The 23,408-nt window shown below is 63.8% G+C and carries 24 protein-coding genes; 16 read left to right on the top strand and 8 right to left on the bottom strand.

Annotated elements, in window-relative coordinates:
* Window positions 1-8: 8 nt before the first annotated feature.
* From J2R99_RS09285 to tkt, 5 genes are all read right to left on the bottom strand, one after another.
* The gene (locus J2R99_RS09285; protein ID WP_307154229.1) at window positions 9-1,208 is read right to left on the bottom strand and encodes a phosphoglycerate kinase; all 1,200 of its coding nucleotides are present in this window, start codon (window positions 1,206-1,208) and stop codon (window positions 9-11) included.
* Window positions 1,209-1,277: 69 nt separating this feature from the next.
* On the bottom strand, window positions 1,278-3,218 hold the full coding sequence (locus J2R99_RS09290) for a potassium/proton antiporter (protein ID WP_370872338.1): 1,941 nt from the start codon (window positions 3,216-3,218) through the stop codon (window positions 1,278-1,280).
* Window positions 3,219-3,274: 56 nt separating this feature from the next.
* A complete protein-coding gene (locus J2R99_RS09295; protein WP_307154230.1) occupies window positions 3,275-3,859 on the bottom strand; it encodes a putative glycolipid-binding domain-containing protein in 585 nt (194 codons plus the stop codon).
* A gap of 13 nt (window positions 3,860-3,872) precedes the next feature.
* Window positions 3,873-4,877, bottom strand: a complete 1,005-nt coding sequence (gene gap, locus J2R99_RS09300) for a type I glyceraldehyde-3-phosphate dehydrogenase (RefSeq protein ID WP_307154231.1) — start codon at window positions 4,875-4,877, stop codon at window positions 3,873-3,875.
* Window positions 4,878-4,886: 9 nt separating this feature from the next.
* Window positions 4,887-6,887, bottom strand: a complete 2,001-nt coding sequence (gene tkt, locus J2R99_RS09305) for a transketolase (RefSeq protein ID WP_307154232.1) — start codon at window positions 6,885-6,887, stop codon at window positions 4,887-4,889.
* Between the two features lie 255 nt (window positions 6,888-7,142).
* Between tkt and J2R99_RS09310 the strand changes: the two genes are divergently transcribed.
* The 3 genes from J2R99_RS09310 (at window position 7,143) to J2R99_RS09320 (ending at window position 8,646) form a co-directional block, all read left to right on the top strand.
* On the top strand, window positions 7,143-7,454 hold the full coding sequence (locus J2R99_RS09310) for a DUF4164 family protein (protein WP_307154233.1): 312 nt from the start codon (window positions 7,143-7,145) through the stop codon (window positions 7,452-7,454).
* A 4-nt stretch (window positions 7,455-7,458) separates the two neighbouring features.
* Complete coding sequence (locus J2R99_RS09315; protein WP_307154234.1) at window positions 7,459-7,839, top strand: cell division protein ZapA; 381 nt, start codon at window positions 7,459-7,461, stop codon at window positions 7,837-7,839.
* A 63-nt stretch (window positions 7,840-7,902) separates the two neighbouring features.
* Window positions 7,903-8,646: a sulfite exporter TauE/SafE family protein gene (locus tag J2R99_RS09320; protein ID WP_307154235.1), complete on the top strand. Its 744-nt coding sequence runs from the start codon at window positions 7,903-7,905 to the stop codon at window positions 8,644-8,646.
* Between the two features lie 27 nt (window positions 8,647-8,673).
* On the opposite strand, the gene J2R99_RS09325 is transcribed toward J2R99_RS09320, so the two are convergent.
* Complete coding sequence (locus tag J2R99_RS09325; protein WP_307154236.1) at window positions 8,674-9,408, bottom strand: sulfite exporter TauE/SafE family protein; 735 nt, start codon at window positions 9,406-9,408, stop codon at window positions 8,674-8,676.
* 208 nt (window positions 9,409-9,616) lie between these two features.
* Between J2R99_RS09325 and J2R99_RS09330 the strand changes: the two genes are divergently transcribed.
* The 3 genes from J2R99_RS09330 (at window position 9,617) to J2R99_RS09340 (ending at window position 13,628) form a co-directional block, all read left to right on the top strand.
* Window positions 9,617-11,905, top strand: coding sequence for a putative bifunctional diguanylate cyclase/phosphodiesterase (locus J2R99_RS09330; protein ID WP_307154237.1), 2,289 nt, complete (start codon window positions 9,617-9,619; stop codon window positions 11,903-11,905).
* Between the two features lie 190 nt (window positions 11,906-12,095).
* The gene (locus J2R99_RS09335) at window positions 12,096-13,094 is read left to right on the top strand and encodes a crotonase/enoyl-CoA hydratase family protein (protein ID WP_307154238.1); all 999 of its coding nucleotides are present in this window, start codon (window positions 12,096-12,098) and stop codon (window positions 13,092-13,094) included.
* A 9-nt stretch (window positions 13,095-13,103) separates the two neighbouring features.
* Window positions 13,104-13,628: a tautomerase family protein gene (locus J2R99_RS09340; protein WP_307154239.1), complete on the top strand. Its 525-nt coding sequence runs from the start codon at window positions 13,104-13,106 to the stop codon at window positions 13,626-13,628.
* 451 nt (window positions 13,629-14,079) lie between these two features.
* On the opposite strand, the gene J2R99_RS09345 is transcribed toward J2R99_RS09340, so the two are convergent.
* Window positions 14,080-14,262 carry a YdcH family protein gene (locus J2R99_RS09345; protein WP_307154240.1) on the bottom strand — a complete coding sequence of 61 codons (183 nt, stop codon included), beginning with the start codon at window positions 14,260-14,262 and terminating at the stop codon, window positions 14,080-14,082.
* A gap of 212 nt (window positions 14,263-14,474) precedes the next feature.
* Between J2R99_RS09345 and J2R99_RS09350 the strand changes: the two genes are divergently transcribed.
* The 9 genes from J2R99_RS09350 (at window position 14,475) to J2R99_RS09390 (ending at window position 21,424) form a co-directional block, all read left to right on the top strand.
* Window positions 14,475-14,702 carry a YdcH family protein gene (locus J2R99_RS09350; protein WP_370872416.1) on the top strand — a complete coding sequence of 76 codons (228 nt, stop codon included), beginning with the start codon at window positions 14,475-14,477 and terminating at the stop codon, window positions 14,700-14,702.
* Window positions 14,703-14,895: 193 nt separating this feature from the next.
* On the top strand, window positions 14,896-15,360 hold the full coding sequence (gene purE, locus J2R99_RS09355; RefSeq protein ID WP_307155666.1) for a 5-(carboxyamino)imidazole ribonucleotide mutase: 465 nt from the start codon (window positions 14,896-14,898) through the stop codon (window positions 15,358-15,360).
* On the top strand, window positions 15,350-16,459 hold the full coding sequence (locus J2R99_RS09360; RefSeq protein ID WP_307154242.1) for a 5-(carboxyamino)imidazole ribonucleotide synthase: 1,110 nt from the start codon (window positions 15,350-15,352) through the stop codon (window positions 16,457-16,459). Before purE ends, J2R99_RS09360 begins: the two co-directional genes overlap by 11 nt.
* Before the next feature lie 49 nt (window positions 16,460-16,508).
* The gene (efp, locus tag J2R99_RS09365; protein WP_092816444.1) at window positions 16,509-17,072 is read left to right on the top strand and encodes an elongation factor P; all 564 of its coding nucleotides are present in this window, start codon (window positions 16,509-16,511) and stop codon (window positions 17,070-17,072) included.
* A 16-nt stretch (window positions 17,073-17,088) separates the two neighbouring features.
* On the top strand, window positions 17,089-17,883 hold the full coding sequence (locus J2R99_RS09370; protein WP_307154243.1) for an inositol monophosphatase family protein: 795 nt from the start codon (window positions 17,089-17,091) through the stop codon (window positions 17,881-17,883).
* A gap of 83 nt (window positions 17,884-17,966) precedes the next feature.
* Window positions 17,967-19,031, top strand: coding sequence for a flagellar motor protein MotA (locus J2R99_RS09375; protein WP_307154244.1), 1,065 nt, complete (start codon window positions 17,967-17,969; stop codon window positions 19,029-19,031).
* 3 nt (window positions 19,032-19,034) lie between these two features.
* Window positions 19,035-20,063 carry a peptidoglycan -binding protein gene (locus tag J2R99_RS09380; protein ID WP_307154245.1) on the top strand — a complete coding sequence of 343 codons (1,029 nt, stop codon included), beginning with the start codon at window positions 19,035-19,037 and terminating at the stop codon, window positions 20,061-20,063.
* Between the two features lie 38 nt (window positions 20,064-20,101).
* The gene (locus J2R99_RS09385; protein WP_307154246.1) at window positions 20,102-20,236 is read left to right on the top strand and encodes a hypothetical protein; all 135 of its coding nucleotides are present in this window, start codon (window positions 20,102-20,104) and stop codon (window positions 20,234-20,236) included.
* An 84-nt stretch (window positions 20,237-20,320) separates the two neighbouring features.
* The gene (locus J2R99_RS09390) at window positions 20,321-21,424 is read left to right on the top strand and encodes an Acg family FMN-binding oxidoreductase (RefSeq protein ID WP_307154247.1); all 1,104 of its coding nucleotides are present in this window, start codon (window positions 20,321-20,323) and stop codon (window positions 21,422-21,424) included.
* Between the two features lie 3 nt (window positions 21,425-21,427).
* On the opposite strand, the gene J2R99_RS09395 is transcribed toward J2R99_RS09390, so the two are convergent.
* The gene (locus J2R99_RS09395) at window positions 21,428-22,237 is read right to left on the bottom strand and encodes a DUF2189 domain-containing protein (RefSeq protein ID WP_307155667.1); all 810 of its coding nucleotides are present in this window, start codon (window positions 22,235-22,237) and stop codon (window positions 21,428-21,430) included.
* 276 nt (window positions 22,238-22,513) lie between these two features.
* On the opposite strand from J2R99_RS09395, the gene efeU reads away from it, so the two are divergent.
* Window positions 22,514-23,380 (top strand): iron uptake transporter permease EfeU, encoded by an 867-nt coding sequence (efeU, locus tag J2R99_RS09400; RefSeq protein ID WP_307154248.1) that lies wholly within the window; start codon window positions 22,514-22,516, stop codon window positions 23,378-23,380.
* The last annotated feature ends 28 nt before the right edge of the window (window positions 23,381-23,408 follow it).

Below are 23,408 nucleotides of genomic sequence, written 5' to 3' on the forward strand. Positions count from 1 at the left end.
TGGGCCGATCAGGCCTTCTTCAAGGCCGTAACACCCGGCAGTTCCTTGCCTTCCATCCATTCCAGGAAGGCCCCGCCGGCCGTGGAGACGTAGGAAAAATCGTCCGCGACGCCCGCCTGATGCAGTGCGGAGACGGTGTCGCCGCCGCCGGCGACCGAGATGAGCGAACCGGCCTTGGTGGCCTCCGCGGCATGGCGGGCGCAGGCGACCGTCGCCTTGTCGAAGGGCTTTGTCTCGAAAGCGCCGAGCGGGCCGTTCCAGACGAGGGTTTCGGCCTTGTCGATCCATTCGTTGACGGCGGCGATGCTCTCAGGCCCGACGTCGAGGATCATGCCGTCGTCGGGCACCTTGTCGAGGGGAAGCGTTTCGCAGGCCGCGTTCTCTTTGAATTCCTTGGCGACCACGACGTCCTGCGGCAGCACGATGGCACAGGCGGAAGAGGCGGCTTCCGTCATGATGCGGCGAGCGGTTTCGGCAAGATCCGCCTCACATAGCGACTTGCCGACGGCGACGCCCTTGGCATGCAGAAACGTATTCGCCATGCCGCCGCCGATGACGAGTGCGTCCACCTTCTTCACGAGATTGGCGAGAAGATCGATCTTGGTGGAAACTTTGGCGCCGCCGACGATGGCGAGAACCGGACGCTTCGGACGGCCGAGCGCCTTCTCGAGAGCCTCAAGCTCCTCCTGCATGGCGCGGCCTGCAAAGGCCGGCATGTGGTGGGCGAGGCCTTCGGTGGAGGCGTGGGCGCGGTGGGCGGCCGAAAAGGCATCGTTGACATAGATGTCGCCGTTCTTGGCGAGTTCGGCGGTGAAGTCCGGGTCGTTCTTTTCCTCGCCCGCATAGAAGCGGGTGTTTTCCAGAAGCACGATGCCGCCATTGCCGAGGCTGTCGATGGCGTGGGCCGCCTTGTCGCCGATGCAATCCTCGCAGAACTCCACGGGCTTGCCGAGCACTTCGGCCACATCGCCGGCGATCTGGCCGAGCGACATTTCCGGCACGGGCTTGCCTTTGGGACGGCCGAAATGGGCGAGAAGGGCAACGCGCGCGCCCTTGTCGGAGAGCTCGCGAATGGTGCCCGCCACCCGCTCGATGCGGGTGCGGTCGGTGACGCGCCCGTCATGCACCGGCACGTTGAGATCGACACGCAGCAGGACGCGCTTGCCGGTGATGTCACCGGCATCGTCGAGTGTGCGGAAACTGGCCATGAATTCTCCCCCATCGCATTGAGATTTGCCCGGGAACATACAGGCAGGACAGGCGAAGGCAAGCGGCGCTCAAGCTTCCTCGGCGGGGGCTGCGCGCGTGGGTCGCGCCTCTTTCTGCAGGCTGTCGAGATGGGCCTTCTTGCGCGTCTTCTCCTCGCCTTTGCTGCGGCGAAAGGGAGTGGTGAGCCAGTGCCAGATGCCGCCGAAGCTCAACATCGTCACGATGCTCTCAGATGGTTTCGGCGGGTCGAGGGATACGCCGACAGAGACGATGCGGCCCTCCGGATTGGCGTCGCGGACGATCAGCTCGATGTCGCCGAAAACGACGCGGTCGCCGTATTCGGGGGCGCCGCCGACGCGCGCCGAAATGAGTTCCGCGATCGTCCAATCCGCTTCTTCCGCGGCCAGTTTCAGCTCATAGGCTTCGGCCAGTTCGCGCGCCGGGCGTTGCGGATCGAGGGTGAAGTCGCCGAAGAATTCGACGTCCTGTGGGTCGAGTTCGGCGCGGCTGGCGAAAAGCCGGTCGAGAAGATGCGGGAAGGCGCCGGGGATGACGATGTAGACGTAGTCGCCCGGTTGCAGCCGACCGGCATCCTGGAAGGAAAGCGAGCGGCCGTTGCGCAGAACGAGCGAGGGGCGCGCCCAGCGCGGAATGCGCTCGCCGCGTGCGACCGGGCTGTCGGCGATGACGCGGTAGGTCAGGAGTTCGTGATGGCGCGTGCCTGGAAGGTCGAGGGTGATCTTCTCCAGCGGGCCGAGGCGCGGCGGCAGAACAAGGCCGAGGCGGCGCGCGACCTTGCCCACCGTCCAGCCCTGCACGATGAGCGAGACGAGCACGATGATGAAGGCGAAGTTGAAAAGGGCGCGGCCGTTCGGGATCTCCGAGATGAGGGGCGTGATCGCGAGCAGGATGGAAACGGCGCCGCGCAGGCCAACCCAGGAGACGAACGCCGTCTCCGCCCGGGGAAAGCGAAAGGGGATCAGACACAGTGCGACGGCGAGGGGGCGGCCGATGAAGATCAGAAAAAGTCCGATGGCGACGGCGTCGCCGACGATGATCGGAAATTGCGAGGGCGTGGCGAAAAGCCCGAGGACCAGGAACATGATGATCTGGGCGAGCCAGGTCATGCCGTCCTGGAAGCGCAAGAGGCTCGCGGCGGCGCGCAGCCGTGCATTGCCGGCAATCAGCCCGGCGATATAGACGGCAAGGAAGCCGGAGCCGCCGATCGCGCCGGCGGCCGCGAAGACCATCAGGGACAGCGCCAGAACGAAGATCGGCATCAGGCCGCGGTCGAGGTCGAGCTTTTCGACGAGCCACAGGATGAGCCGCCCACCGACGAGGCCGCCGGCGACGCCAAGCCCCATCTGCACGAGGAAGCCGGTGAGGACGTCGCCCGCGAGCTGTTGCGGCTTGATCGCCTCGCCGGTGGCGAGAACCGAGACGAGCGTCAGCGTGAGGAAGATGGCGATCGGGTCGTTGGAGCCGGATTCGACCTCAAGCGTGGAGCGCACGCGGTCGCGGATCGAGATGTTGCCGACGCGCAGAAGAAAGAAGACGGCCGCCGCGTCGGTCGAGGCGACGATGGAGCCGAGAAGGAAGGATTCCAGCCAGGAAAAATCGGTGAGATAATGCGTGCACACCCCGACGAGGCCTGCCGTCAGAACGACGCCCAAAGTGGCGAGCGACAAGGCCGGCAGAGCTGCCTGTTTGAAGGCGGCGAGGGGGGTTCGGAAACCGGAATCGAACAAGACGACGGCAAGCGCGAGCGAGCCGACGAAATAGGCGACGGGCGCATTGTCGAAATCGAGGCCGAGCCCGTCCGTGCCGGCGGCGAGGCCGATCAGGAGAAAGATGAGCAGGAGGGGTGCGCCGAAGCGGAAGGCGATGAGGCTCGAAAACGCCGCGACCAGCACGAGTGCCGTGCCGATCAGGATGACGAGATAAATTCCCTGCTCGTAGATGCCGCCCTCCCTGCCATTGCGCGCCGTGAACCGATACGGCCGATACACCCCACTCCTTGTTGCGGGAGGGTGTGGCAAAGGCAAGGCCTTGTGGTGTTCACACTTTACGAAATGTCGACGGAAATTCGCCTGAACAAGGTCGGGTAATCGAGAACGAGACCGTCGTCATCGACGGGAAGCTCGGCCTCGAAGGAGCGATCGGCGGCTTCGTAGCGATAGAGCGATCCCGCCGTCAGGCAGGTGTAGATCTGGTGGTCGGACACCGGCTTGAACGTGTCGAAGGGCACGTAGACCATGGCGAGGGTGCCGGAGCATTCGCCTTCGGCGAGCTTCAGACGGCGGATCGGCAGGGTGTTGGTGAAGGCGGAACCGGCGAGATCGATATCGATGGCACCGTCGAGATCATCAAGCGGGCGTCCGCCCGCTTCGTGCCAATGGCCTTGGCGATCGGAACGGATGTCGATGCTGCGGCCGGAGGTTGCGTTAAGGATCAAGGAGCGCGTGCGCCAGGCTTCGTCGCAGCTGATGCGGTAGAAGACGCCGTACGGAATCCCACCGCGCTCGCCGATAATGGTGCCACGGATCAGAAATCCGGTTGGGGCCGGCCCCAAGCTCACATGCTCAAGGCCGATCCCCTGTTCGGGTTGCCAGCGCGCGGCGCGCGCCGGCAAAGAGCGGAAGCCGCCCATGGCAGGGGTTGGCTTAGATGGTCTTCGCCATGGCAACCGCCGTGTCGTTCATGCGGTTGGAGAAGCCCCATTCGTTGTCGTACCAGGACATAACCCGGCACAGCGAGCCTTCCATGACCTTCGTCTGATCCATGTGGAAGACGGAGGAATGGCTGTCATGGTTGAAGTCGGAGGAGACGAGCTTCTCGTCCGTATAACCAAGGATGCCCTTGAGATCGCCATCGGCGGCGGCGCGGATCGCGTCCTGGATCTCTTCGACCGAGGTGGAGCGCGACGGCACGAACTTGAAGTCGACGACGGAGACGTTCGGCGTCGGCACGCGGATGGCGACACCGTCGAGCTTGCCGTTGAGCTCCGGCAGGACGAGGCCGACGGCTTTCGCCGCGCCCGTCGAGGTCGGGATCATGGAGAGCGCCGCGGCGCGGCCGCGGTAGAGATCCTTGTGGAGCGTGTCCAGCGTCGGCTGGTCGCCCGTATAGGAATGGATCGTCGTCATGAAGCCCTTCTCGATGCCGATGGCGTTGTTGAGCACATAGGCGACCGGGGCGAGGCAGTTGGTGGTGCAGGAGGCGTTGGAGACGACGACGTGGTCCGACGTCAGCTTGTCGTGGTTGACGCCGTAGACGACCGTGAGGTCAGCGCCGCTTGCCGGGGCGGAGACGAGGACGCGCTTGGCGCCGCCTTCCAGATGCAGCGCCGCCTTGTCGCGGGCGGTGAAGATGCCCGTGCATTCCATGACGATGTCGACGCCGAGCTCGCCATGGGGAAGCTTCGTCGGATCGCGCTCGGCCGTCACCTTGATCGGGCCGCGGCCGACATCGATCGTGTCGCCGGAGACCTTCACTTCGCCCGGGAAGCGGCCATGGACGCTGTCATAGCGCATCAAATGGGCGTTGGTTTCGACCGGGCCAAGGTCGTTGATGGCCACGACCTCGACGTCGGTGCGGCCAGATTCGATGATGGAGCGCAGAACATTGCGCCCGATGCGGCCAAATCCGTTGATGGCAACCTTAACCATTTGCGTCTCCTAATTCGTCTCTTCTGGTTCAAGCCGGGCAATTGCCTTTTCGCAGATCGCCTCGGCGGTAATCCCGAAATGCCGATATAGCTCCTGATAGGGGCCGCTCGCGCCGAAGCCCGTCATGCCAACGAAAAGGCCGTGTTCCCCGATGATCGCGTCCCATCCCTGGCGAATGGCGGCCTCGACGCCGATGCGCAAGGGGGCGGTCCCGATTATTTCCTGACGGTAGACATCGCTTTGCTGCGCAAAGAGATCGAAGGAAGGGATCGAGACGACACGGGCCGGATGGCCGCGCTCGTCAAGCAGATCCTTGGCGGCCACAGCGATTGCGACTTCCGAACCTGTGGCGAAAAGGCTCACCTCGGCGTCCCCGCTGCAATCTGCGATGACATAGGCGCCGCGGCGGCAGAGATTGTCTTCCTCATACTCACCGCGCAGGGGCGTAAGGTCCTGTCGCGTCAAAACGATGACGCTCGGCCCGGTCGCCGTGGAGAGCGCAAGCTGCCAGCATTCGGCCGTTTCCACGGCATCGGCCGGGCGCAGGACCGTCAGGTTCGGGATTGCCCGCAACGCCGCCAGATGCTCGACCGGTTGATGAGTGGGGCCATCTTCGCCGAGGCCGATGGAATCGTGCGTCATGACGAAGATGACGCGCTGACGCATCAGGGCGGCCAGGCGGATCGCCGGACGGCAATAATCGGAGAAGGTCAGAAAGGTCCCGGAGAAGGGGATCAGGCCCTTGTGCAGAGCCATGCCGTTCATGGCTGCCGCCATGCCGTGCTCGCGGATACCCCAGTGAATGAAGCGGCCGGAGAAATCGCCCGGCGCCACCGCCTTCATCTCGCTGGTGCGCGTGTTGTTGGAGCCGGTCAGATCGCCCGAACCGCCGATCATTTCTGGGACGACGGGAACGATGCATTCCAGCACCGCCTGCGAGGCCTTGCGGCTTGCGAGCGTCGGCGGCTCGCCTGCGTAGTCCCGCTTCAGCTCGGCAATGGCGCGGTCGAGCCGCGGCGGAAGGTCGCCTGCCATGGTGCGGGCGAATTCTCCGCGCAATTCCGCGTCGAGACCTTCAAAGCGCTCCTGCCAGGCTTTGCGGCGGGGGCGGGCTCTGAGGCCGGTGATGCGCCAAGCATCGAGGATGTCGGCGGGAATATGGAAGGGCTCATAGGGCCAGTCGAGCCGCTCGCGCGCCTCCTGCACTTCCTTTTCACCGAGCGGGCTGCCATGGGCCGAGGATTTGCCGGCCTTGTTGGGGGCGCCGAAGCCGATGGTGGTGCGCGCGGCGATCAGGGTCGGCCGATCCGACTGCCGCGCATCCGTCAGCGCCCGGTCGATCTGCTCGGGGTCGTGGCCGTCGATGCGCACGGCATTCCAGCCCGAGGCCTCCACACGCGCCACCTGATCGGTGGAATCCGACAACGAGATGTCGCCGTCGATGGTGATGTGGTTGTCGTCGAAGATGACGACCAGGCGGCTGAGCTTCAAATGGCCGGCGAGCGCGATGGCTTCCTGGCTGATGCCTTCCATGAGGTCGCCATCGGAGCACAGGACGTAGGTGTGATGATCGACGATGCCGTCGCCGAAACGCGCATTCAGCATGCGCTCGGCGAGCGCCATGCCGACGGCATTGGCGATGCCCTGACCGAGCGGGCCGGTGGTCGTCTCGATGCCTGGTGCTTCGCCGACTTCCGGATGCCCGGCCGTCTTGGAGCCGAGCTGGCGGAAATTCTTCAGCTCCTCAATCGTCATCTCGTCGTAGCCGAGAAGATAGAGGAGCGAATAGAGAAGCATCGAGCCGTGCCCCGCGGACAACACGAAACGGTCGCGGTCGGGCCAGTTCGGATCGGTGGGATCGAACTTCAAATGTCGGGTAAACAGGACGGTGGCAATGTCGGCCGCACCCATCGGCAGGCCGGGATGCCCCGATTTTGCTGCCTCCACCGCGTCCATGGCGAGCGCCCGGATCGCATTGGCCATGGATGCGTGCTTTTCGGCCTCTGGCATGGAAAACTTCCGAGATCGTGCCGGACATCAGGCCGTTCAGGCGCTGACCCGCGCTTCTTATCGTCCGGCGGGCGCGGCGAGACATACACGGCTCTCAAGGCGAGTCAACGCCGCAGCCATCAAGCCGCCGCGTATCATGCATCTTGAGCAGTTGACTGCTCTTTCAAGCGCTGCATAACCTCTCGGCCCCAATCCGTTGATTTTTGACGGCTCGGGGGTGAACCTTTGGCTCAAAGACGTGCATAGTGTGGTGCCATGGATCCTGCTTCCCCAGCCAATTCGACGACCGGCCATACGCCGAGCCGTTTCGCGCAAGCGACGGAGCTTTTCGAGAAAGCGATGAGCGAGCTCGAGCTTGCGGTGGAACGCAGCGAATCGCGCGGCGGCCATCACGAGACGCTCGTGCAGCAGCTTCACGATTCCGAACAGGACAGGGCGCGGCTCGCCGAGGAGCTGGATGCGGCGGGTGACCGCTGTGTCAGGCTGGAGCGGGCCAATCACGAAGTGGGCCAGCGGCTCGACCGTGCCATCACCCAGCTGAAATCGGCTCTCGGAGAGGATTTCTGACATTATGGCGACCGTAACGGTCAGCATCGGCGGACGGCGTTTCCGGCTCGCATGCGAGGACGGCGAAGAAGAGCACGTCATCGAACTCGGCGAGCGGTTGGATCAGACCGTCACAGAACTGCGCGCCAATGTCGGCGAGATCGGCGACCAGCGCCTGACCGTCATGGCGGCGATGCTGATGACCGACCGTCTCAGTGAGGCGGAAGGCCGCATCGCCGGGCTTGAAAGCGAAATCTCCGAATTGCGCGAAAGCCGCAACGAGGCGCTCGATCGCTTCGAGGCGCTGGAGAGCGAGGCGAGCGAGGCGATGGAGCGGGCCGGCCGACGCATTGCGCGGCTCGCACGCGCGTTGCGCGGCGGCTCAGCCAGCAGCGAAGAGGAGTGACGTGGCGCGGGCGAGCCTGACCCTGCGAATTCCTGCGTGATTGAAGATCCGTTTTTTTATCTGGTGGCTGTCCCGGCCGTCATCATGATCGGCCTTTCCAAGGGCGGGATCGGCGGTGCCGGGGCGATGCTCGGTGTGCCGCTCGTCACGCTCGCCATCGATCCGGTGCGCGCGGCCGCCATTCTGCTGCCGATTCTCGTCGCCATGGATCTCGTCAGTCTCTACGCCTGGCGCGGGGTCTATCAGACGAAGAGCCTCGCCATTCTCCTGCCGGGCGCGGTCCTTGGTGTCGGCATCGGTTGGATGCTCGCCGGGTCGATCGGGGAAGAGGAGATCCGCCTCATCGTCGGCGGGATCGGCCTCGTCTTTTCTCTCGACCATTATCTCGGGCATTATTTCGGCGGAGAAGCGCGGCGGGCACCGCGCTCGCATCAGCCGGCGAAAGGCGTGGTCTGGGGCTCCGTCGCGGGCTTCACGAGCTTCGTCGCTCATGCCGGCGGGCCGCCATTTCAGATGTATATGCTGCCGCTTCGGCTGCCGCCGCCGCTCTATGCCGGCACGTCCGTGATCTTCTTTGCGGTCGTCAATGCTCTCAAGCTCGTGCCTTATTTCATGCTCGGGCAATTCTCGGCGGCAAACCTCGAAACCTCGCTCGTTCTGATGCCGTTGGTGCCCGCCGCGACCTTGACCGGCGCCTGGCTGGTGAAGGTGGTGTCGCCGAAATTCTTCTATGCGCTGAGCTACGCGCTGGTCCTTCTGGTGTCGCTCAAGCTCATCTTCGATGCGGTCATGGCGCTGATCGTCTGAGACGCCGGCTCGGGGGCATCGGCGATCTCAAAGCAGGGCGTCTGCGAACAGCTTGACGGTGATGATTGCGAGGATCGTCAAAATCAAGCGATCGAAGCTGCCGGGTTTCATGTCTCGGCCGAGCCATTGGCCGAGACGCATGCCGAGGAATACCGGCACCAGGGCTGCGGCGCTGAGCATGAGGCGCTCCCAGGTGAGAATGCCGGCGAACGCGAGCGATGGCAGCTGTGCGGCGGCAAAGCTCGTGAAGAGAACGGACACCGCGAAGACGAATTTCGGCCGCTCCAGACGCAGGGCGTTCATGAAGGTAACGCTGACCGGGGCGGAGATGCCGGTCGCGCCTTGAAGGGTGCCTGCCAGGAAACCGATCGCCGGGGCGATTGCCGTGGCGCGTGCCATTGCGAGCTTGACCTGCGGGTGCAGGAGGCGGAGCGCGATATAGGCGAGCATGACGAGCGCGAGCCCGAGGGACAGGAGCCGGGCGGGCAGGCTCGTCAGGAGAAAGGTACCGGCAGCAATGCCGATGAGGCTCATCACAACAAGTCGCGGCAGGAAGGGGAGGTCGGCGCTGTGCGCGCGGAACCGCCAGACCTGGGAAAGGTTGGCCGTCAGGATCGGGATGGTCAGGATGGCGATCGCGTAAGGAACGCCGAGAAAAGCCGCAATGCCGGGTATCGCAACGAGCGGCAGTCCCATGCCGGCAACGCCTTTGATGGTGCCGCCTGCCGCAAGGCACAAGAAGATGATAAGAAGTTCGTTCAACGTGGGTCGCTCTCGATGAGTTGTCTTTGCCCTGTCGAATGGGTCGAAGGCGTCACCGCTGTCGCCCCACTTGCCTGATGGGCTGCCTGCATGGCGGGAAATCTTAGAAGTGTTGCCGGCCGGGATATGGTCTGACAAAATCGAGCGAGCTTAGCGGTTTTTTCATCCTCCCGTCCGATCGTTAGCATGAGAGCGTCCGACAGCCAGGATGATGGAGCACGGTTCACACATATATATCGATCGCCGCGCCGAGCCGGATATCTATGTCTCGCTGGTCAATTCCCTCTACAGCTCGATGCGATCTCTGGTCGCAGGGGCCATCGGGGGGACGGCGGCCGTCCTTGTCACGGCGATCCAGATCGGCGGATCGCCTCTCTATGTGTGCGCTGCTGTCATTGCCGTCGTCGGTTTCGTGCGCGTGGCCGTGGCCTTCGCCTTTCGCAGGCGTGGCGGCGACACGCTGCCGGTGGAGAGGCCGGTGCTGTGGGACGTGCTCTACGGCATCGGGGCATGCGCGTTCTCCTTTCTCCTCGGCGTCTGGTGCTACATCTGTCTGACGTTCTATGACGATGTCACCGCGCAGCTCGTCGCCGTGTCGGTGACGATCGGTTATTCCGCCGGCATCGCCGGACGCAATGCGGGTCGTCCGCAGCTCGTTTCTCTCCAAATCCTGTTTGCCTGTCTGCCGCTCGTCACCGGTTTCGTGGTGCATGGCGAGACGCCTTATCTGGCCCTCGGCATGCTGCTCGCCTTCTTCTTCTGGAGTATGCGCGGCGTTTCGATTTCCATCAGCGAGACGCTGCTTGCGGCGTTGCGGGCCGAAAAGGTGATGACGCTGCTTGCGGGACGCCTGGAAGCGGCGCTCTCAAGCATGTCGCATGGTGTGCTGATGATCGATGCGGACCAGAAGCTGCGGGTCTACAATCAGCGTGCTCTCAGCCTCCTCGGGCTTCACCCCGAAGCCATCCGGCATGGCATGCCGATCGGCGAGCTGGTCCAGGCCTGCGTCCGCGAGGGCGTCTTCTCGCGCTCGGAGCTGAAGCGGCTGCAGGAGGAGTTCACGGTCGGGCGCACCTTGCAGATCGTGACCAACGACCGGCGCACCATTTCTCTCACCAGCGAGCCCGCGAAGGACGGCGGCGTCGTCATCGTCGCGGAGGACGTGACGGAGCGCAAACGCACCGAAGCGCGCATCTCCTATATGGCGCATCACGACGACGTCACCGGCCTGCCCAATCGCGTCCGCCTGAAAGAGGAGCTGGAGCAGTTCCTGCGCAAGAGCGCGGAGACGAGCTCGGCCTTTGCGGTTTTCTGCGTCGATCTCGATCACTTCAAGAGCGTCAACGATACGCTCGGTCATCCGGTCGGCGACAGCCTGTTGCGCGCGACGGCGCGGAGGCTCGCCTCCATGACGCGCAAGAGCGACCTTCTCGCCCGCTTCGGCGGTGACGAATTCGTGCTTCTCGCCTCGGGCGTCACCGACGCCGAACAGGCCGAGCAGTTCGCGACGCGGATCATTACCGCCTTGTCGCGTCCTTATGCGCTCAACGGCCACAGCATCGTTGCTGGTGCAAGCGTTGGCGTGGCCTTCGCACCGAAGGACGGTTCGAACGCCGATGCCCTCATCAAGAATGCCGACATGGCGCTCTACCGGGCCAAGGCGAACGGACGCGGCACGTTCTGCGTCTTCCAGCCGGAGATGGATGTGCGGGCACAGGAGCGCCGCTCGCTCGAGATGGAATTGCGCAGCGCCTTCGCCAACGAGGAGCTGCAGCTCTATTATCAGCCGCTTCTCAATGTGCGCAGCCGGACGATCTCCACCTGCGAGGCGCTGTTGCGCTGGCCGCGTGCGGGGCGGGGGATCGTTTCGCCCGGCGAGTTCATCCCGCTCGCCGAAGAGATGGGGCTGATCGTCGAGATCGGCGATTGGACGCTGGTGCAGGCCTGCCGTCAGGCCGTGCAATGGCCGGAAGAGATCCGCGTCGCCGTCAATGTCTCGCCGATGCATTTTCGGCGCGGGGACATCGTTCGCTCCGTCGAAGCGGCCTTGCAGGATTCAGGACTTCCGGCCGACCGGCTGGAGATCGAGGTCACGGAATCGGTGCTGCTCGAGCAGACCGAGCGCACGCGTCAGGCGCTCGGAGAGCTCGCCGAGATGGGGATCCGCATCTCGCTCGATGATTTCGGCACCGGCTATTCGAGCCTCGCCTATCTGCAAAATTACCCGTTCCACAAGGTCAAGATCGACCGCTCCTTCCTCTCCGGGCTCGATGCCGATCCGCAGCGCCTCATCATGTTGCGCGGCGTGGCGCGTCTTTCCGCAGAGCTCGGCCTGGCCGTCACGCTGGAAGGGGTGGAGCGCGACGACCAACTCGCCATCGTCATGGCGGACGGATATGTCGACGAGGTGCAGGGCTTTCTGATCAGCTGCCCGGTGCCGGCGGAGAAGCTTGGCAGGCTTTTTGCATCGCGAAAAGAAAAGCAGGCGGCGGCGTAGGTTCAGCCACTCGCCGGCGGGAGGGTCTCAGCCAAATCGTAGTTTGCGGTGCAGCATGGGTTTTCATTTCACAGGTTAAATGTTAACCTTAACAAAATGCTGCAAGCTTGCTGCTACCCTAAAGTTTATATTAACGTCATGAAGAGTTTTGTAATAAGTGTCAGTGTTCCTCTGCGGCGGGGGGTGGAATATGGCCAGATTTGACGCAACGGCGTGCGACGTGCGCGGCGAAGATATTGTCGGCGATGAGCGGAGGACGGCTGGACCTGGTGCAGTTGGCGTCGCAATGCCGGCGAAGGGCTCCGTGGAAAGTGTTCGTTCCGCGGTTGCTGAGATTGCCGAGGATGTGCGGGAGGTCGTTCTTTCTTTTGAGGCCGAGACCGCGACCTTGTGGTCGACCATGGTGCCGCCAGGCCGACCGTGTTTTACGCGGCGGCTTGTCAGCGAATACATCCATCTGTTTCAGTCGCTGAATGCGCGCTTCGCAGATGCGGAATCGCTTGCGCTCAAATACATCGTCTATCAATCCGGGACGCCGTCCATCTTCAGCCTCGGGGGCGATCTCGACTTGTTCTCGCGGCTGATCAGGGCGCGCGACGATGAGGGATTGCGCGATTATGCGCATGCCTGCGCCAAGATGACCTACCTCAATTCCGTCAGCGCCGATCTGCCGATCGTGACCATCGCGCTGGTGCAGGGGCAGGCGCTTGGAGGCGGGCTGGAATCGGCACTGTCCTGCAACCTCATCATCGCCGAAAAAAGCGCCACCTTCGGGCTGCCGGAGGTGCTCTTCAATCTCTTCCCCGGCATGGGCGCCTATTCGTATCTGAGCCGCAAGGTGTCGAGCCGGGTCGCGGAAAAGCTGATGCTATCCGGGCGCACCTATTCGGCTGACGAAATGCTTGAGGCCGGCGTCATCGACGAGGTGGTGGAAGACGGCACCGGCGAACAGGCCGTGCGCGACCTGATCGAGCGCTCGCAGCGACGTCACAACGCGCAGGTCGGCGTCTATCGCACCCGCCGCCGCGTCATGCCGCTCAGCTACGAGGAATTGCGTGATGTCACGGATATCTGGGTCGAGTGTGCGCTCGGCATTACGGATCTCGATCTGCGCAAGATGGAGAAGCTGGTGAAAGCCCAGGACCGGCTCAAAGGCGCTGTGGCCATGCCCGCAGCCGCGCATTCATGAGGATGATCCATGCCTCTTGCTGAATTGAGACTGACGCGCGGGGCGCTGTCGGACGCGAAGCTGGATATTCTGGCGCGCGACCTGACGGCGATCCTTCTGGAGCACCAGGGCGCGCGGCCGGGCAGTGCCGTGGCGCGCTCGATCACGCGCCTGGAAGTGACGGAGTTCGAACCGCGCCGCACCTATGTCGGCGGCAACCTCTCCAATGCGCCGTGCTACCGGCTCTCCTACACGGTGCCGCTCGGCGCCTTGAACGAGGACAAGAAGCGCTCGCTCGTCGAGAAATCGACGAATGCCATCCTCGCGGCGGAAGGCACGCCTTTCACCGAGGACGACGCTTACCGGGTCTGGTGTTTGATCGACGAGGTGCCTGACGGAAACTGGGCGAGCGCGGGCAAAATCTGGCGCTGGCGCGATATCATGCGCTGGGTCGCCCGACGCGAGATCGCCGCACGACGCCAGGAGCGCGACAACGGCGGAGGGCAGCTTCCGGAGCGGGAACGCAAGACCGGCAGAGCCGGGATCGCCGCCTGATCGCCGGGAAGCTGAAGCTTCCCGAAGCCCAGCTCAGGGCGCGAAAGGTGCCGTGAGGCTCAAGACACCAAGGCTGCATCGCCGCCTCCGGCGACGCAGATCGATGCGACCAGCACATCGTGCATGGGCCGTTTCAGGCGCACTGAAAGGGTCGAGCCTGCGGGTCGAGCAGATTGCCGTGCATCGGCCCTTTCGGCACCTGTTTCGTGCAAGGCGGCTCGTTGCACAAGTCGATGCGAGCCAAGTCGACCCGCAACGAGGCACGGCCCAAAGTGGGAGCCTCAAAGCGAAACCGGCTATCGAAGGGAAAGGGGATGCGGGCGACTGACGACGTTCGGAACATCCTGGACAGGAGGAGCGTCGGCGGGTCATCGCGGCCTCGCGCCCGGCGGGCCATTTTCAGCCCTTCCGGCCGAGAGCCGGAAGGACCTGTCAAGCGTTTGAGAAGGCTCTAGAGAGCACCTTCCTGCTGACCTTTCAGACGCGCAATCTCGTCCTTGAGTTGCAGCTTGCGCCGCTTCAGCTCAGCGACTTCAAGATCGTCGCTGGCCGGGTGGGCCACGGCTTCCTCGATCTCTTTTTCGAGTGCCTCATGGCGCCGCTCGAGCTCGGCAAGGCGCGCTTCAAGGGGCATATGCGTCTCCATCTATGGTGGGGGAGTTAAAGTGTGACATAGCTTCACCGCTCTGTCTAACGGAGCGGCAGGGTCCGTTAATATCCGCTGATCATTTGATCACGCATTTTTTTCGCTTCAAGCTGCGGCTTTTCGAACCGCACCCTGGCATCCGCGGCCGATAGGCTGCATGAGACAATTCCTCGTGATAGATTGCCGCCCTGGAGGTGATGATGGATGGTAGCGACAACGTCGTGGAGTTGACGCAGAAGGAAATCAGGGCGGAACTCGCTCTCCTGCGTCAGGAACACCGCGATCTCGATCATGCCATCGAAGCCATTCATACGGCCTCTCCCCAGCCCGATTACCTGCAATTGCAGCGCCTGAAGCGAAAGAAGCTCGCTTTGAAGGATCGCATTCTGGCGCTCGAAGACAGGCTTCTGCCGGATATCATCGCGTGAGACCTGCTCCCGGGCGACCCTTCGTGGTGGCGTGTCGGCCTCGCCGCTCTCTCGCTGCCTGATATTTGGGCCTGAAGGTCGTCTTGCGGGAGGCTCCTGCATTCGTTAATCCGGCGTCTTCCCGGTTTTCTTTCCCTGCCAAGCGGACATTGTCACCTTGACCGCATCATCTTCCGTTCCTGTCGCGCTCGTCATGGGCAGCCGTTCCGACTGGGCCACCATGCAGCGGGCTGCCGAAAAGCTCGACGAGCTCGCCATCGGCTATGAGGCGCGCATCGTCTCTGCGCACCGCACTCCGGAGCGGCTCTACGAATTCGCCAAAGGGGCCGAAACGAGCGGCTTCAAGGTGATCATCGCGGGTGCCGGAGGGGCGGCGCATCTGCCGGGCATGGTCGCCTCCCTGACGCGACTGCCGGTGCTCGGCGTGCCCGTGCAATCGCGGGCCTTGTCGGGGCAGGATTCGCTTTATTCGATCGTGCAGATGCCGGCCGGCATTCCGGTTGCGACCTTTGCGATCGGCGAAGCCGGGGCGGCCAACGCCGCGCTCTTCGCCGCGTCCATCCTGTCGCTTGGCGATGCGGCTCTGGCGGAGCGGCTCGCAACCTTCCGGTTGCGGCAGAGCGATGCGGTCGGCGAGGATCCGCGCGATGCCGGCTGATCGCACAGGAGCACTCGCGCCGGGCGCCACCATCGGCATTCTGGGCGGCGGGCAGCTCGGCCGGATGCTGGCGGTTGCCGCCGCACAGCTCGGCCTTTCGACGCATGTCTTCTGCCCGGATCCCGACAGTCCGGCCTTCGACGTGTCGGCACATTACACGGTCGCTCCATACGACGATCTGCGCGCTCTCGAAGCTTTTGCGGCCGACGTCGACGTCGTCACCTACGAATTTGAGAACATCACGGTCGATGCCGTCGAATTGCTTGCCGCGACCTGCCCGGTGCGGCCGGGGCCGCGCGCGCTGGAAGTGGCGCAGGACCGGTTCAACGAGAAGAGTTTTTTGACCGGGGCCGGCGTGCCGGTCGGCCCTTATGCCGCGATCGACGATCTGGATGATCTAAAAGCCGCGCTGCAACGCCTGAAGACGCCGGCGATCCTGAAGACGCGTCGCTTCGGCTATGACGGCAAGGGCCAGGTGCGTATCGATGACGCCAAAGATGCGGAGGCGGCCTATGAGGCGATCGCGTGTGCGCCGGCGGTTCTGGAAGCCTTCGTGCCGTTCTCGCGCGAAGTCTCCGTGATTGCGGTGCGCGGGGTGAACGGCGAGACGGCGGTCTACGACGTGCCGGAAAACGTCCACCGCAACCATATCCTCCACACCTCCACCGTGCCGGCCAATATCGCGCTTGCGACGCGGCAGAAGGCTGCGGAAATCGCCGCCACCATCGTCGATGGTCTCGACTATATTGGTGTCATCGGCGTGGAGCTCTTCGTCGTCGAGGAGGGGGGCGTGGAGCGGCTCGTCGTCAACGAGATTGCGCCGCGCGTGCACAATTCCGGCCATTGGACGCGCGATGCCTGCGTCTGCTCGCAATTCGAAAATCATATCCGGGCGATCGCCGGCTGGCCGCTCGGTTCCGTTTCCCGCCACAGCGATGCGGTGATGACCAACCTGATCGGCGAAGAGGCCGAGCATTGGCAGGCACTTGCGGGCGAGAACAATTGTTGTCTGACCCTCTACGGCAAGCGCGAAATCCGGCCCGGCCGCAAGATGGGGCATGTGACGCGGCTTCAGCCGCTTACCAAGGCGCCTTGCTAAGCCCCGCAAAGTGTGGTGCAAGGCCGCCGATCTCTCGACAGGATTAGCGATGAAAATCAGCGGTAACGACATCCGCCCGGGCAATGTCATCGAATATGACGGCACGCTCTGGGTGGCGGTGAAAACCAATAAGGTGAAACCCGGCAAGGGGCCGGCCTACAATCAGGTCGAACTCAAGAACCTGATCGACGGGCGCAAGCTCAACAATCGCTTCGGTTCCGACGAAAAGGTCGAGCGCGCCCGCATCGAGACCAAGGATTTCCAGTTTCTCTACAAGGATGGAGATGTGCTGGTGTTCATGGATTCTGAGAGCTACGAGCAGATCAATCTCGCCGAGGAATTTGTGGGTGAGCGCGCCGCCTTTCTGCAGGACGGCATGACCGTGACCCTCGAAATGCATGAGGAAAAGCCGATCGGCATCGCGCTTCCGGACCAGGTGGTGCTCGCCATCACCGAGACGGAGCCGACGATCAAAGGCCAGACGGCCGCCTCCTCCTACAAGCCGGCGATGCTGGAAAACGGTGTGCGCGTGATGGTGCCGCCCTTCATCACCGCCGGTGAGAGGATCGTCGTCGACACCAACGAGATCGCTTACATCAAGCGGGCCGAGTAGGTACGGCTCACACGACATGGCAAGATCGGCAATTCTCAATGTGATGGTGCGCGCCGCCACCAAAGCGGGGCGCGTGCTCGCCCGCGACTTCGGCGAGGTCGAGCATCTTCAGGTGTCCCGCAAGGGACCGGCGGATTTCGTCAGCGCTGCCGACCGGCGCGCGGAGGAGATCATCCGCGAGGAACTGGAGCGCGCGCGGCCCGGCTATTCCTTCCTGATGGAGGAATCCGGCGAGAAGATCGGCGAGGATCCGCAGCACCGATGGATCGTCGATCCGCTCGACGGCACCACGAACTTCCTGCACGGCATTCCGATGTTCGCCGTCTCGATTGCGCTCGAGCGCCAGGGGCGGCTGGCGGCGGGTGTCATCTACAATCCTGTCACGGACGAGCTCTATACCGCGGAACGTGGTTCGGGGGCCTTCTTCAACGATCGACGCCTGCGCGTCGCCCAGCGCCGGGTCTTTGCGGAAACGGTCATCGCAACCGGCATTCCGCATTTCGGTCGTGGCGAGCATGGACCGTATCTGCGCCAGATGGCTGCGGTCATGGCGGAGGCTGCGGGTATCCGGCGCTTCGGTGCGGCTGCGCTCGATCTCGCCTGGGTCGCCTCCGGCCGCTTCGACGGCTTCTGGGAGAGCCATCTGTCGCCCTGGGACATGGCGGCGGGCATTCTCCTCATCCGCGAGGCGGGCGGCTTCGTCACCGACATCAAGGGCGGTGAGGCCATGCTTGCCTCCGGCACCATCGTCGCCGGCAACGAGGCGGTGCACCAGCATCTCGCCGGACTGCTCAAGGGTGCAGGCGGATAATTCGCCGGAATCGGCCGCGACTGTTTCGTCCTTCCGGCAAATCACGCTAGATTGGACCAGAGCGCGGCCGAACCCTGGATAATATGGCGAAAGAATACGACCCCTACCGGCTTTCTTCGCCCCGAATCTTTCTGGTTCGGATGCTGATCTTTCTGGTGATTGCGGCCTTCGTGCCGCTCATCCTGTATCGCCAGATCGCCGTCGGCTTCATGTCCAATCCGGGCCTCAACGGGCTCATCATCGGTGTGCTTCTGATCGGCGTGCTGCTCGCCTTCCGCAGCGTCGTCATGCTGATGCCGGAAGTGCATTGGGTGAATTCCTTCCGCCGGCAGGAAGCCGGCTTTTCCGAGGATTCGCCCAGGCTTCTCGCGCCGATGGCGACGCTTCTGCGCGACCGGCGCGAGGCGATGCTGTCGACCTCCACCTGGCGTTCGATCCTCGATTCCATTGCCACGCGTCTCGACGAAAACCGCGAAATCCTGCGCTATCTGACCGGGCTTCTCGTCTTTCTCGGGCTTCTCGGCACGTTTTGGGGGCTGTTGCGCACGGTCGGCTCCGTCAGCGAGACGATCCAGTCCTTGCGGGTCGATTCCGGCGAGGCGGGCGTCATCTTCGAGGATTTGAAGGCCGGGCTCGAAGCGCCGCTTTCCGGCATGGGCATCGCCTTTTCGTCCTCGCTCTTCGGCCTTGCCTCCTCGCTCGTCCTCGGCTTTCTCGATCTGCAGGCCGGGCAGGCGCAGAACCGCTTCTATACCGAGCTCGAAGACTGGCTTTCGACGATGACCGACCTTGAGGATTTCGACCTCGAGGATGCTGAGACCGGCAATACGGTTCAGGAGATCCGGCTCGCGGTGGAGCGTCTGTCGCGTAATATGGAGGGCGGAGGACGGCCTTCGATCGCAGCGATGGCCAATCTCGCCGAAGGCATCCAGGGTCTCGTCCAGCATATGCGCAACGAACAGCAGATGGTGCGCGACTGGATGGAGGGGCAGGCCGAACAGCGCGAATATCTGCAGAACACGCTCGATGCCATCGCCGAGCGGCTCGGCCATGACGGTGCCGAGGAGAAGACGCGGCGGATGCGTGAGGCGGAGAAGCCTTATCCGCAGCGCATGCCGGGCCTGACGGAAACCGGCAGGGAGCGCTGATCCATGGCGCTCGCACGCGCAAGGCGCATGCAGCGCACGGATTACTGGCCGGGCTTCGTCGACGCCATGGCGACGCTGCTTTTGGTCTTCGTTTTCCTGCTGACCGTCTTCTTCATCGCGCAGTTCTTCCTCTCGCAGGAGATTTCCGGGCGCGACGAAGTCTTGAACCGGCTCAATGCGCAGATCGCCGAGCTGACCGAGCTTCTCGCGCTGGAGCGCACCGACAATCGCGACATGACGGAGACGATCGCCTCGCTGCAGGCGAGCCTTTCAAGCGCTGAAGGCGAGCGCGACCGGTTGCAGGGGCTGTTGTCGTCCTCATCTGGTGCCGCCGGCGAGGCGGAGGAGCGCATCTCCGGCCTCACGAGCGATCTCGCCAACGAAAAGGAAGTGAGCCAGCGCGCGCTGGCGCAGGTAGAGCTTCTGAACCAGCAGCTTTCCGCGCTTCGCCGCCAGATCGCGGCACTGGAAGATGCGCTCGAAGCCTCCGAAACGCGCGATCGGCAGAGCCAGACCAAGATCGCCGATCTCGGGCGGCGGCTCAACGTGGCGCTCGCCCAGCGGGTTCAGGAGTTGTCGCGCTACCGTTCCGACTTTTTCGGGCGGCTGCGCGAAATTCTCGCCGGGCGCTCCGACATCGAGGTGGTGGGCGACCGTTTTGTGCTGCCTGCCTCCGTGCTCTTCCCGACGGGGACGGACGAGATCACCGATTCCTTCAAACCCGATCTCAATGAGCTCGCAGACGCCATCAAGGAGCTCGAGGCGGAGATCCCGAAAGAGATCAATTGGGTGATCCGGGTGGACGGCCACACCGACAAACGCCCGGTTTCCGGCACGGGACGTTTCCAATCAAACTGGGATCTGTCGGCGGCACGCGCCATTTCTGTCGTGCGCTATCTGATCGACCAGGGGGTTTCGCCGCAACATCTCGTTGCTGCCGGCTTCGGCGAATATCAGCCGCTCGACGAGGGCGACACGGAAGCCGCCTATCGCAGAAATCGGCGCATCGAGTTGAAGCTGACGGAGCGGTGAGGGGTGATCGAGCGGCTCGACCTGGAGGATTATCACTGATGGCGATCTATTTCGAAAAAGCCTTTGGCGTCAACGCCGAGACCTTGCTTCGCATTCAGGCGGCGCATGACCTCGCCGGGGCGCGGCTGCGCGACGACGAGATCAAGGTGGAGCTTCTCACTCGGGCGGCCTGAGGCATTCCCGGCTGCTTGACCCGCATCAAGGCTCAGCCGCCCGCTGCCTGTTAGCCTCCGCTGTGAAGCTCGCGGAGGCATACGATGCTTTCGAGGCGCAATATCATCGTCGGTTCCGGTGTGGTCCTCGCTGGGGCGGGCATTGGCTATTCTCTCTGGCCGGGCACCGACCCGGCCTATGCCGCAGCGGTGGACGCCTCTCGCCGGAGGCTCGACGTCGAAGCTGCGGGAGCCGGCTCCGGTGAGGCATTTTCCGGCCTCATCCGCTACGCCACCCTTGCCGCGAACAGCCACAACACGCAACCCTGGCTCTTCGGCGTCTCCGGCCGCGAGATCCGCATCACGCCGGATTTTTCGCGCCGCTGCCCCGCGGTCGATCCCGAGGACAGGCATCTCTTCGCTTCGCTCGGCTGCGCTGCCGAGAACCTCATGCTGGCAGCCGGCGCGGTGGGCTTTGCCGCGGAGGCGCGCTTCGACGACGATGCCCAGGCGGCCGTCATCTCGCTGACCCCCGCAGCTGCGCATAGCTTGCCGGCGTTCGAGGCTATCCCGCGCCGCCAATCGACCCGCGCGCCTTTCGATGCCTCGCCCCTCTCCGTCGAAGAGCTTCACGCCCTGGAGGGGGCGACCGACCGGCCCGGCGTGCGCACGCGGTTCCTGACCGCCCGAACCGAGCTCGACGAGCTGAAAGACTTCGTCGTTTGGGGCAACACGGCGCAATGCGGGGACGCGGCCTTCGTCGAGGAGCTTCGGAGCTGGGTGCGCTTCAACGAGAGCGACGCGGTGCGTCGGCGCGACGGACTCTTTGCCGGCGCCTCGGGCAATCCGGTGACGCCGTGCTGGCTTGGGCGAGCGATCTTTCCTTATGTCTTCACTGCCGCAGCGGAGAACCCGAAATATGTCGCCCAGATCGACGGGGCGGCCGGTGCGCTCGTTCTTTTCGCCGAGAAGAACGATGCGGCTGGCCTCTTCGCGGTCGGGCGCGCCGCGCAGCGCTTCATGCTGGAGGCGGAGGCGCGCGACATCCGCACGAGCTTCGTCAACCAGCCGGTGGAGGTCGCCTCGGTGCGGCGCGCCTTCGCGTCCTGGCTCGGCGAGGGGCTGAGGCCGGCGCTCGTCCTCCGCTTCGGCCGGGGCGCGAAAGTGCCGATGTCGCTCAGAAGACCCGTCGCCGCTGTGACGGTGTGAGGCTCAGGTCGTCGCCGGCCCTCCCATCCTGGAGCCGACGACCTTTTCGAAGAGATGCCAGGTGGCGTGGCCCAAGACCGGCAGGACGATAAAGAGACCGAGGAAGGCCGGCGCGAGCGCGAGGAGGGTGAGCGCACCGACGATGACGCCCCAGGCGAGCATCGGGCGCGGATTCTTGCGCACCGTCTTAAAGCTCACGATCATCGCCGAAACGAAGTCGAGCTCGCGGTCCAGGAGGAGCGGCATTGCGATCACCGTCGACGAGAAGAGGACGAGCGCCAGAAAGGCCCCGACGGCGCTGCCCACGAGGAGGAAGCCGAGCCCTTCCGGCGTCGTCGTGACGACACTGAAAAAGTCGGCAAGGCTCGAAAAGCTCTTGAAGCCGAGGAAGAGGGCGAGAAGCAGTCGCACCTGATAGATCCAGATCCAGAAGATGAAGAGGATGACGAAGGCCATCCAGCTCATCTGCCGCTGGCGCTGGCGGGAGACGGTTGTCAGCACGCGCCGCCATCCCGGCCTCTCGCCGCGGGCGCGGCAGCGGCTCACCTCGTAGAGCCCGGCGGCCACGAAAGGACCCAGCAAGGGGAAGCCCACACCGAAGGGCAGGATCATCCAGGGCATGTCGAGAGCGATGAGGAGGCCTAAGACGATGAAGCCGCCGGCCACGAAAATCGCTGCAAAAAACAGGCCGTAGAGAGGCTCGGCGAGGAAATCGGCAAGCCCGTCTTTGAGCGCGCTCTTGAGGTCGGCAAAGCCGATCTCGCGGACATCCGGCATGCGCGGCACCGCGGAGGCCCGCGGTTCTTCCGTCATCGTCACAGCGTCCCTCCCAGGACAGTATGGACTGTTCTCAGCGGCCGTTCCGGCTCGTCTTCCTGAAAAATCTAGAGCGGTTCGCGTTCTGGCGGAAGCTCTCCTGTGCTGCGCGATACGGGCGGAGCCAGTCGTGAGGCTGTGAACCGACGGCTCCCGAAGGCGCGCCGGGGGCGGGTATGCGCCCTCCTTCGCGAGCCGGCAGTTTCGAAATTTAATTATTGCATTTTAAAGTCGGATTTTTTAGCTGTGCCCGTGATCTTCCAAAGGACGGGTATGCTCGCTTCCTTCCTCATCATGCTGCGCGAGGGCCTCGAAGCCGCTCTGGTGACCGGCATCATCGCCACTTATCTGCGTCAGACGGGGCGTTCCGCATGGATGCCGCTCGTCTGGGTCGGGATTTTTCTCGCTGTCGCTCTGTCGCTTTTCGTCGGCGCCGCCCTGCAATGGGTGAGCGCGGAGTTCCCGCAGAAATACCAGGAGCTGTTCGAGGCCTGCGTCGGTCTCGTCGCCGTCGTCATCCTGACCTCGATGGTCTTCTGGATGCGCAAGGCTGCGCGCTCCATCAAGACGGAATTGCACGATTCCATCGATGCGGCTTTTTCCGCCCCCAAAGGCGCCGCCTGGGCGCTGATCGCCATGGTCTTCTTCGCGGTGGCGCGGGAAGGCCTTGAATCGATCTTCTTCCTTCTCGCCATTTTTCAGCAGAGTTCCGGCCCCGGCGTGCCGCTTGCAGCGCTTGCCGGCGTGCTCGTCTCCGTCGCTGCGGGCTTTGCGATCTATGTGGGCGGGCTCAGGCTCAATCTCCGCCGCTTCTTCCGTTGGACGGGCGTCTTCATCCTCTTCGTCGCCGCCGGCATCCTGGCGAGCGCCCTCGGCAATATGCACGAGGCGGGGCTGTGGAACGAGCTGCAGACGCCGGCCTATGATCTGAGCCGCGTTTTGCCGGTTTCCAGCGTCGTCGGCACCATCCTGTCCGGTATCCTCGGCTACCAGGAGAGCCCGAGCGTCGGAGAGATCCTTCTCTATGTCATCTTCCTCGGCGGGAGCCTTTTCTTCTTTCTGAAGCCTGCACGGCCAGAGAAGGAGGCGAGCGTCTACGCGCCGAGCCCAACCGCGGAGCGTCCCAATGCCGGCGCCTGAGCCTCAGCCCAAAACGCCTCGTTCGGGG

This window comes from Rhodopseudomonas julia (genome assembly GCF_030813515.1).
Lineage (GTDB): Bacteria > Pseudomonadota > Alphaproteobacteria > Rhizobiales > Afifellaceae > Afifella > Afifella julia.

What these genes read in the sequence shown, in the direction of transcription:
- J2R99_RS09285 (WP_307154229.1), bottom strand. Translation starts at nt 1,208, where the DNA reads ATGGCCAGTTTCCGCACACTCGACGATGCCGGTGACATCACCGGCAAG.
- J2R99_RS09295 (WP_307154230.1), bottom strand. Translation starts at nt 3,859, where the DNA reads ATGGGCGGCTTCCGCTCTTTGCCGGCGCGCGCCGCGCGCTGGCAACCC.
- gap (WP_307154231.1), bottom strand. Translation starts at nt 4,877, where the DNA reads ATGGTTAAGGTTGCCATCAACGGATTTGGCCGCATCGGGCGCAATGTT.
- tkt (WP_307154232.1), bottom strand. Translation starts at nt 6,887, where the DNA reads ATGCCAGAGGCCGAAAAGCACGCATCCATGGCCAATGCGATCCGGGCG.
- J2R99_RS09310 (WP_307154233.1), top strand. Translation starts at nt 7,143, where the DNA reads ATGGATCCTGCTTCCCCAGCCAATTCGACGACCGGCCATACGCCGAGC.
- J2R99_RS09315 (WP_307154234.1), top strand. Translation starts at nt 7,459, where the DNA reads ATGGCGACCGTAACGGTCAGCATCGGCGGACGGCGTTTCCGGCTCGCA.
- J2R99_RS09330 (WP_307154237.1), top strand. Translation starts at nt 9,617, where the DNA reads ATGATGGAGCACGGTTCACACATATATATCGATCGCCGCGCCGAGCCG.
- J2R99_RS09335 (WP_307154238.1), top strand. Translation starts at nt 12,096, where the DNA reads ATGGCCAGATTTGACGCAACGGCGTGCGACGTGCGCGGCGAAGATATT.
- J2R99_RS09340 (WP_307154239.1), top strand. Translation starts at nt 13,104, where the DNA reads ATGCCTCTTGCTGAATTGAGACTGACGCGCGGGGCGCTGTCGGACGCG.
- J2R99_RS09345 (WP_307154240.1), bottom strand. Translation starts at nt 14,262, where the DNA reads ATGCCCCTTGAAGCGCGCCTTGCCGAGCTCGAGCGGCGCCATGAGGCA.
- J2R99_RS09350 (WP_370872416.1), top strand. Translation starts at nt 14,475, where the DNA reads ATGGATGGTAGCGACAACGTCGTGGAGTTGACGCAGAAGGAAATCAGG.
- purE (WP_307155666.1), top strand. Translation starts at nt 14,896, where the DNA reads ATGGGCAGCCGTTCCGACTGGGCCACCATGCAGCGGGCTGCCGAAAAG.
- J2R99_RS09360 (WP_307154242.1), top strand. Translation starts at nt 15,350, where the DNA reads ATGCCGGCTGATCGCACAGGAGCACTCGCGCCGGGCGCCACCATCGGC.
- efp (WP_092816444.1), top strand. Translation starts at nt 16,509, where the DNA reads ATGAAAATCAGCGGTAACGACATCCGCCCGGGCAATGTCATCGAATAT.
- J2R99_RS09370 (WP_307154243.1), top strand. Translation starts at nt 17,089, where the DNA reads ATGGCAAGATCGGCAATTCTCAATGTGATGGTGCGCGCCGCCACCAAA.
- J2R99_RS09375 (WP_307154244.1), top strand. Translation starts at nt 17,967, where the DNA reads ATGGCGAAAGAATACGACCCCTACCGGCTTTCTTCGCCCCGAATCTTT.
- J2R99_RS09380 (WP_307154245.1), top strand. Translation starts at nt 19,035, where the DNA reads ATGGCGCTCGCACGCGCAAGGCGCATGCAGCGCACGGATTACTGGCCG.
- J2R99_RS09385 (WP_307154246.1), top strand. Translation starts at nt 20,102, where the DNA reads ATGGCGATCTATTTCGAAAAAGCCTTTGGCGTCAACGCCGAGACCTTG.
- J2R99_RS09390 (WP_307154247.1), top strand. Translation starts at nt 20,321, where the DNA reads ATGCTTTCGAGGCGCAATATCATCGTCGGTTCCGGTGTGGTCCTCGCT.
- J2R99_RS09395 (WP_307155667.1), bottom strand. Translation starts at nt 22,237, where the DNA reads ATGACGGAAGAACCGCGGGCCTCCGCGGTGCCGCGCATGCCGGATGTC.
- efeU (WP_307154248.1), top strand. Translation starts at nt 22,514, where the DNA reads ATGCTCGCTTCCTTCCTCATCATGCTGCGCGAGGGCCTCGAAGCCGCT.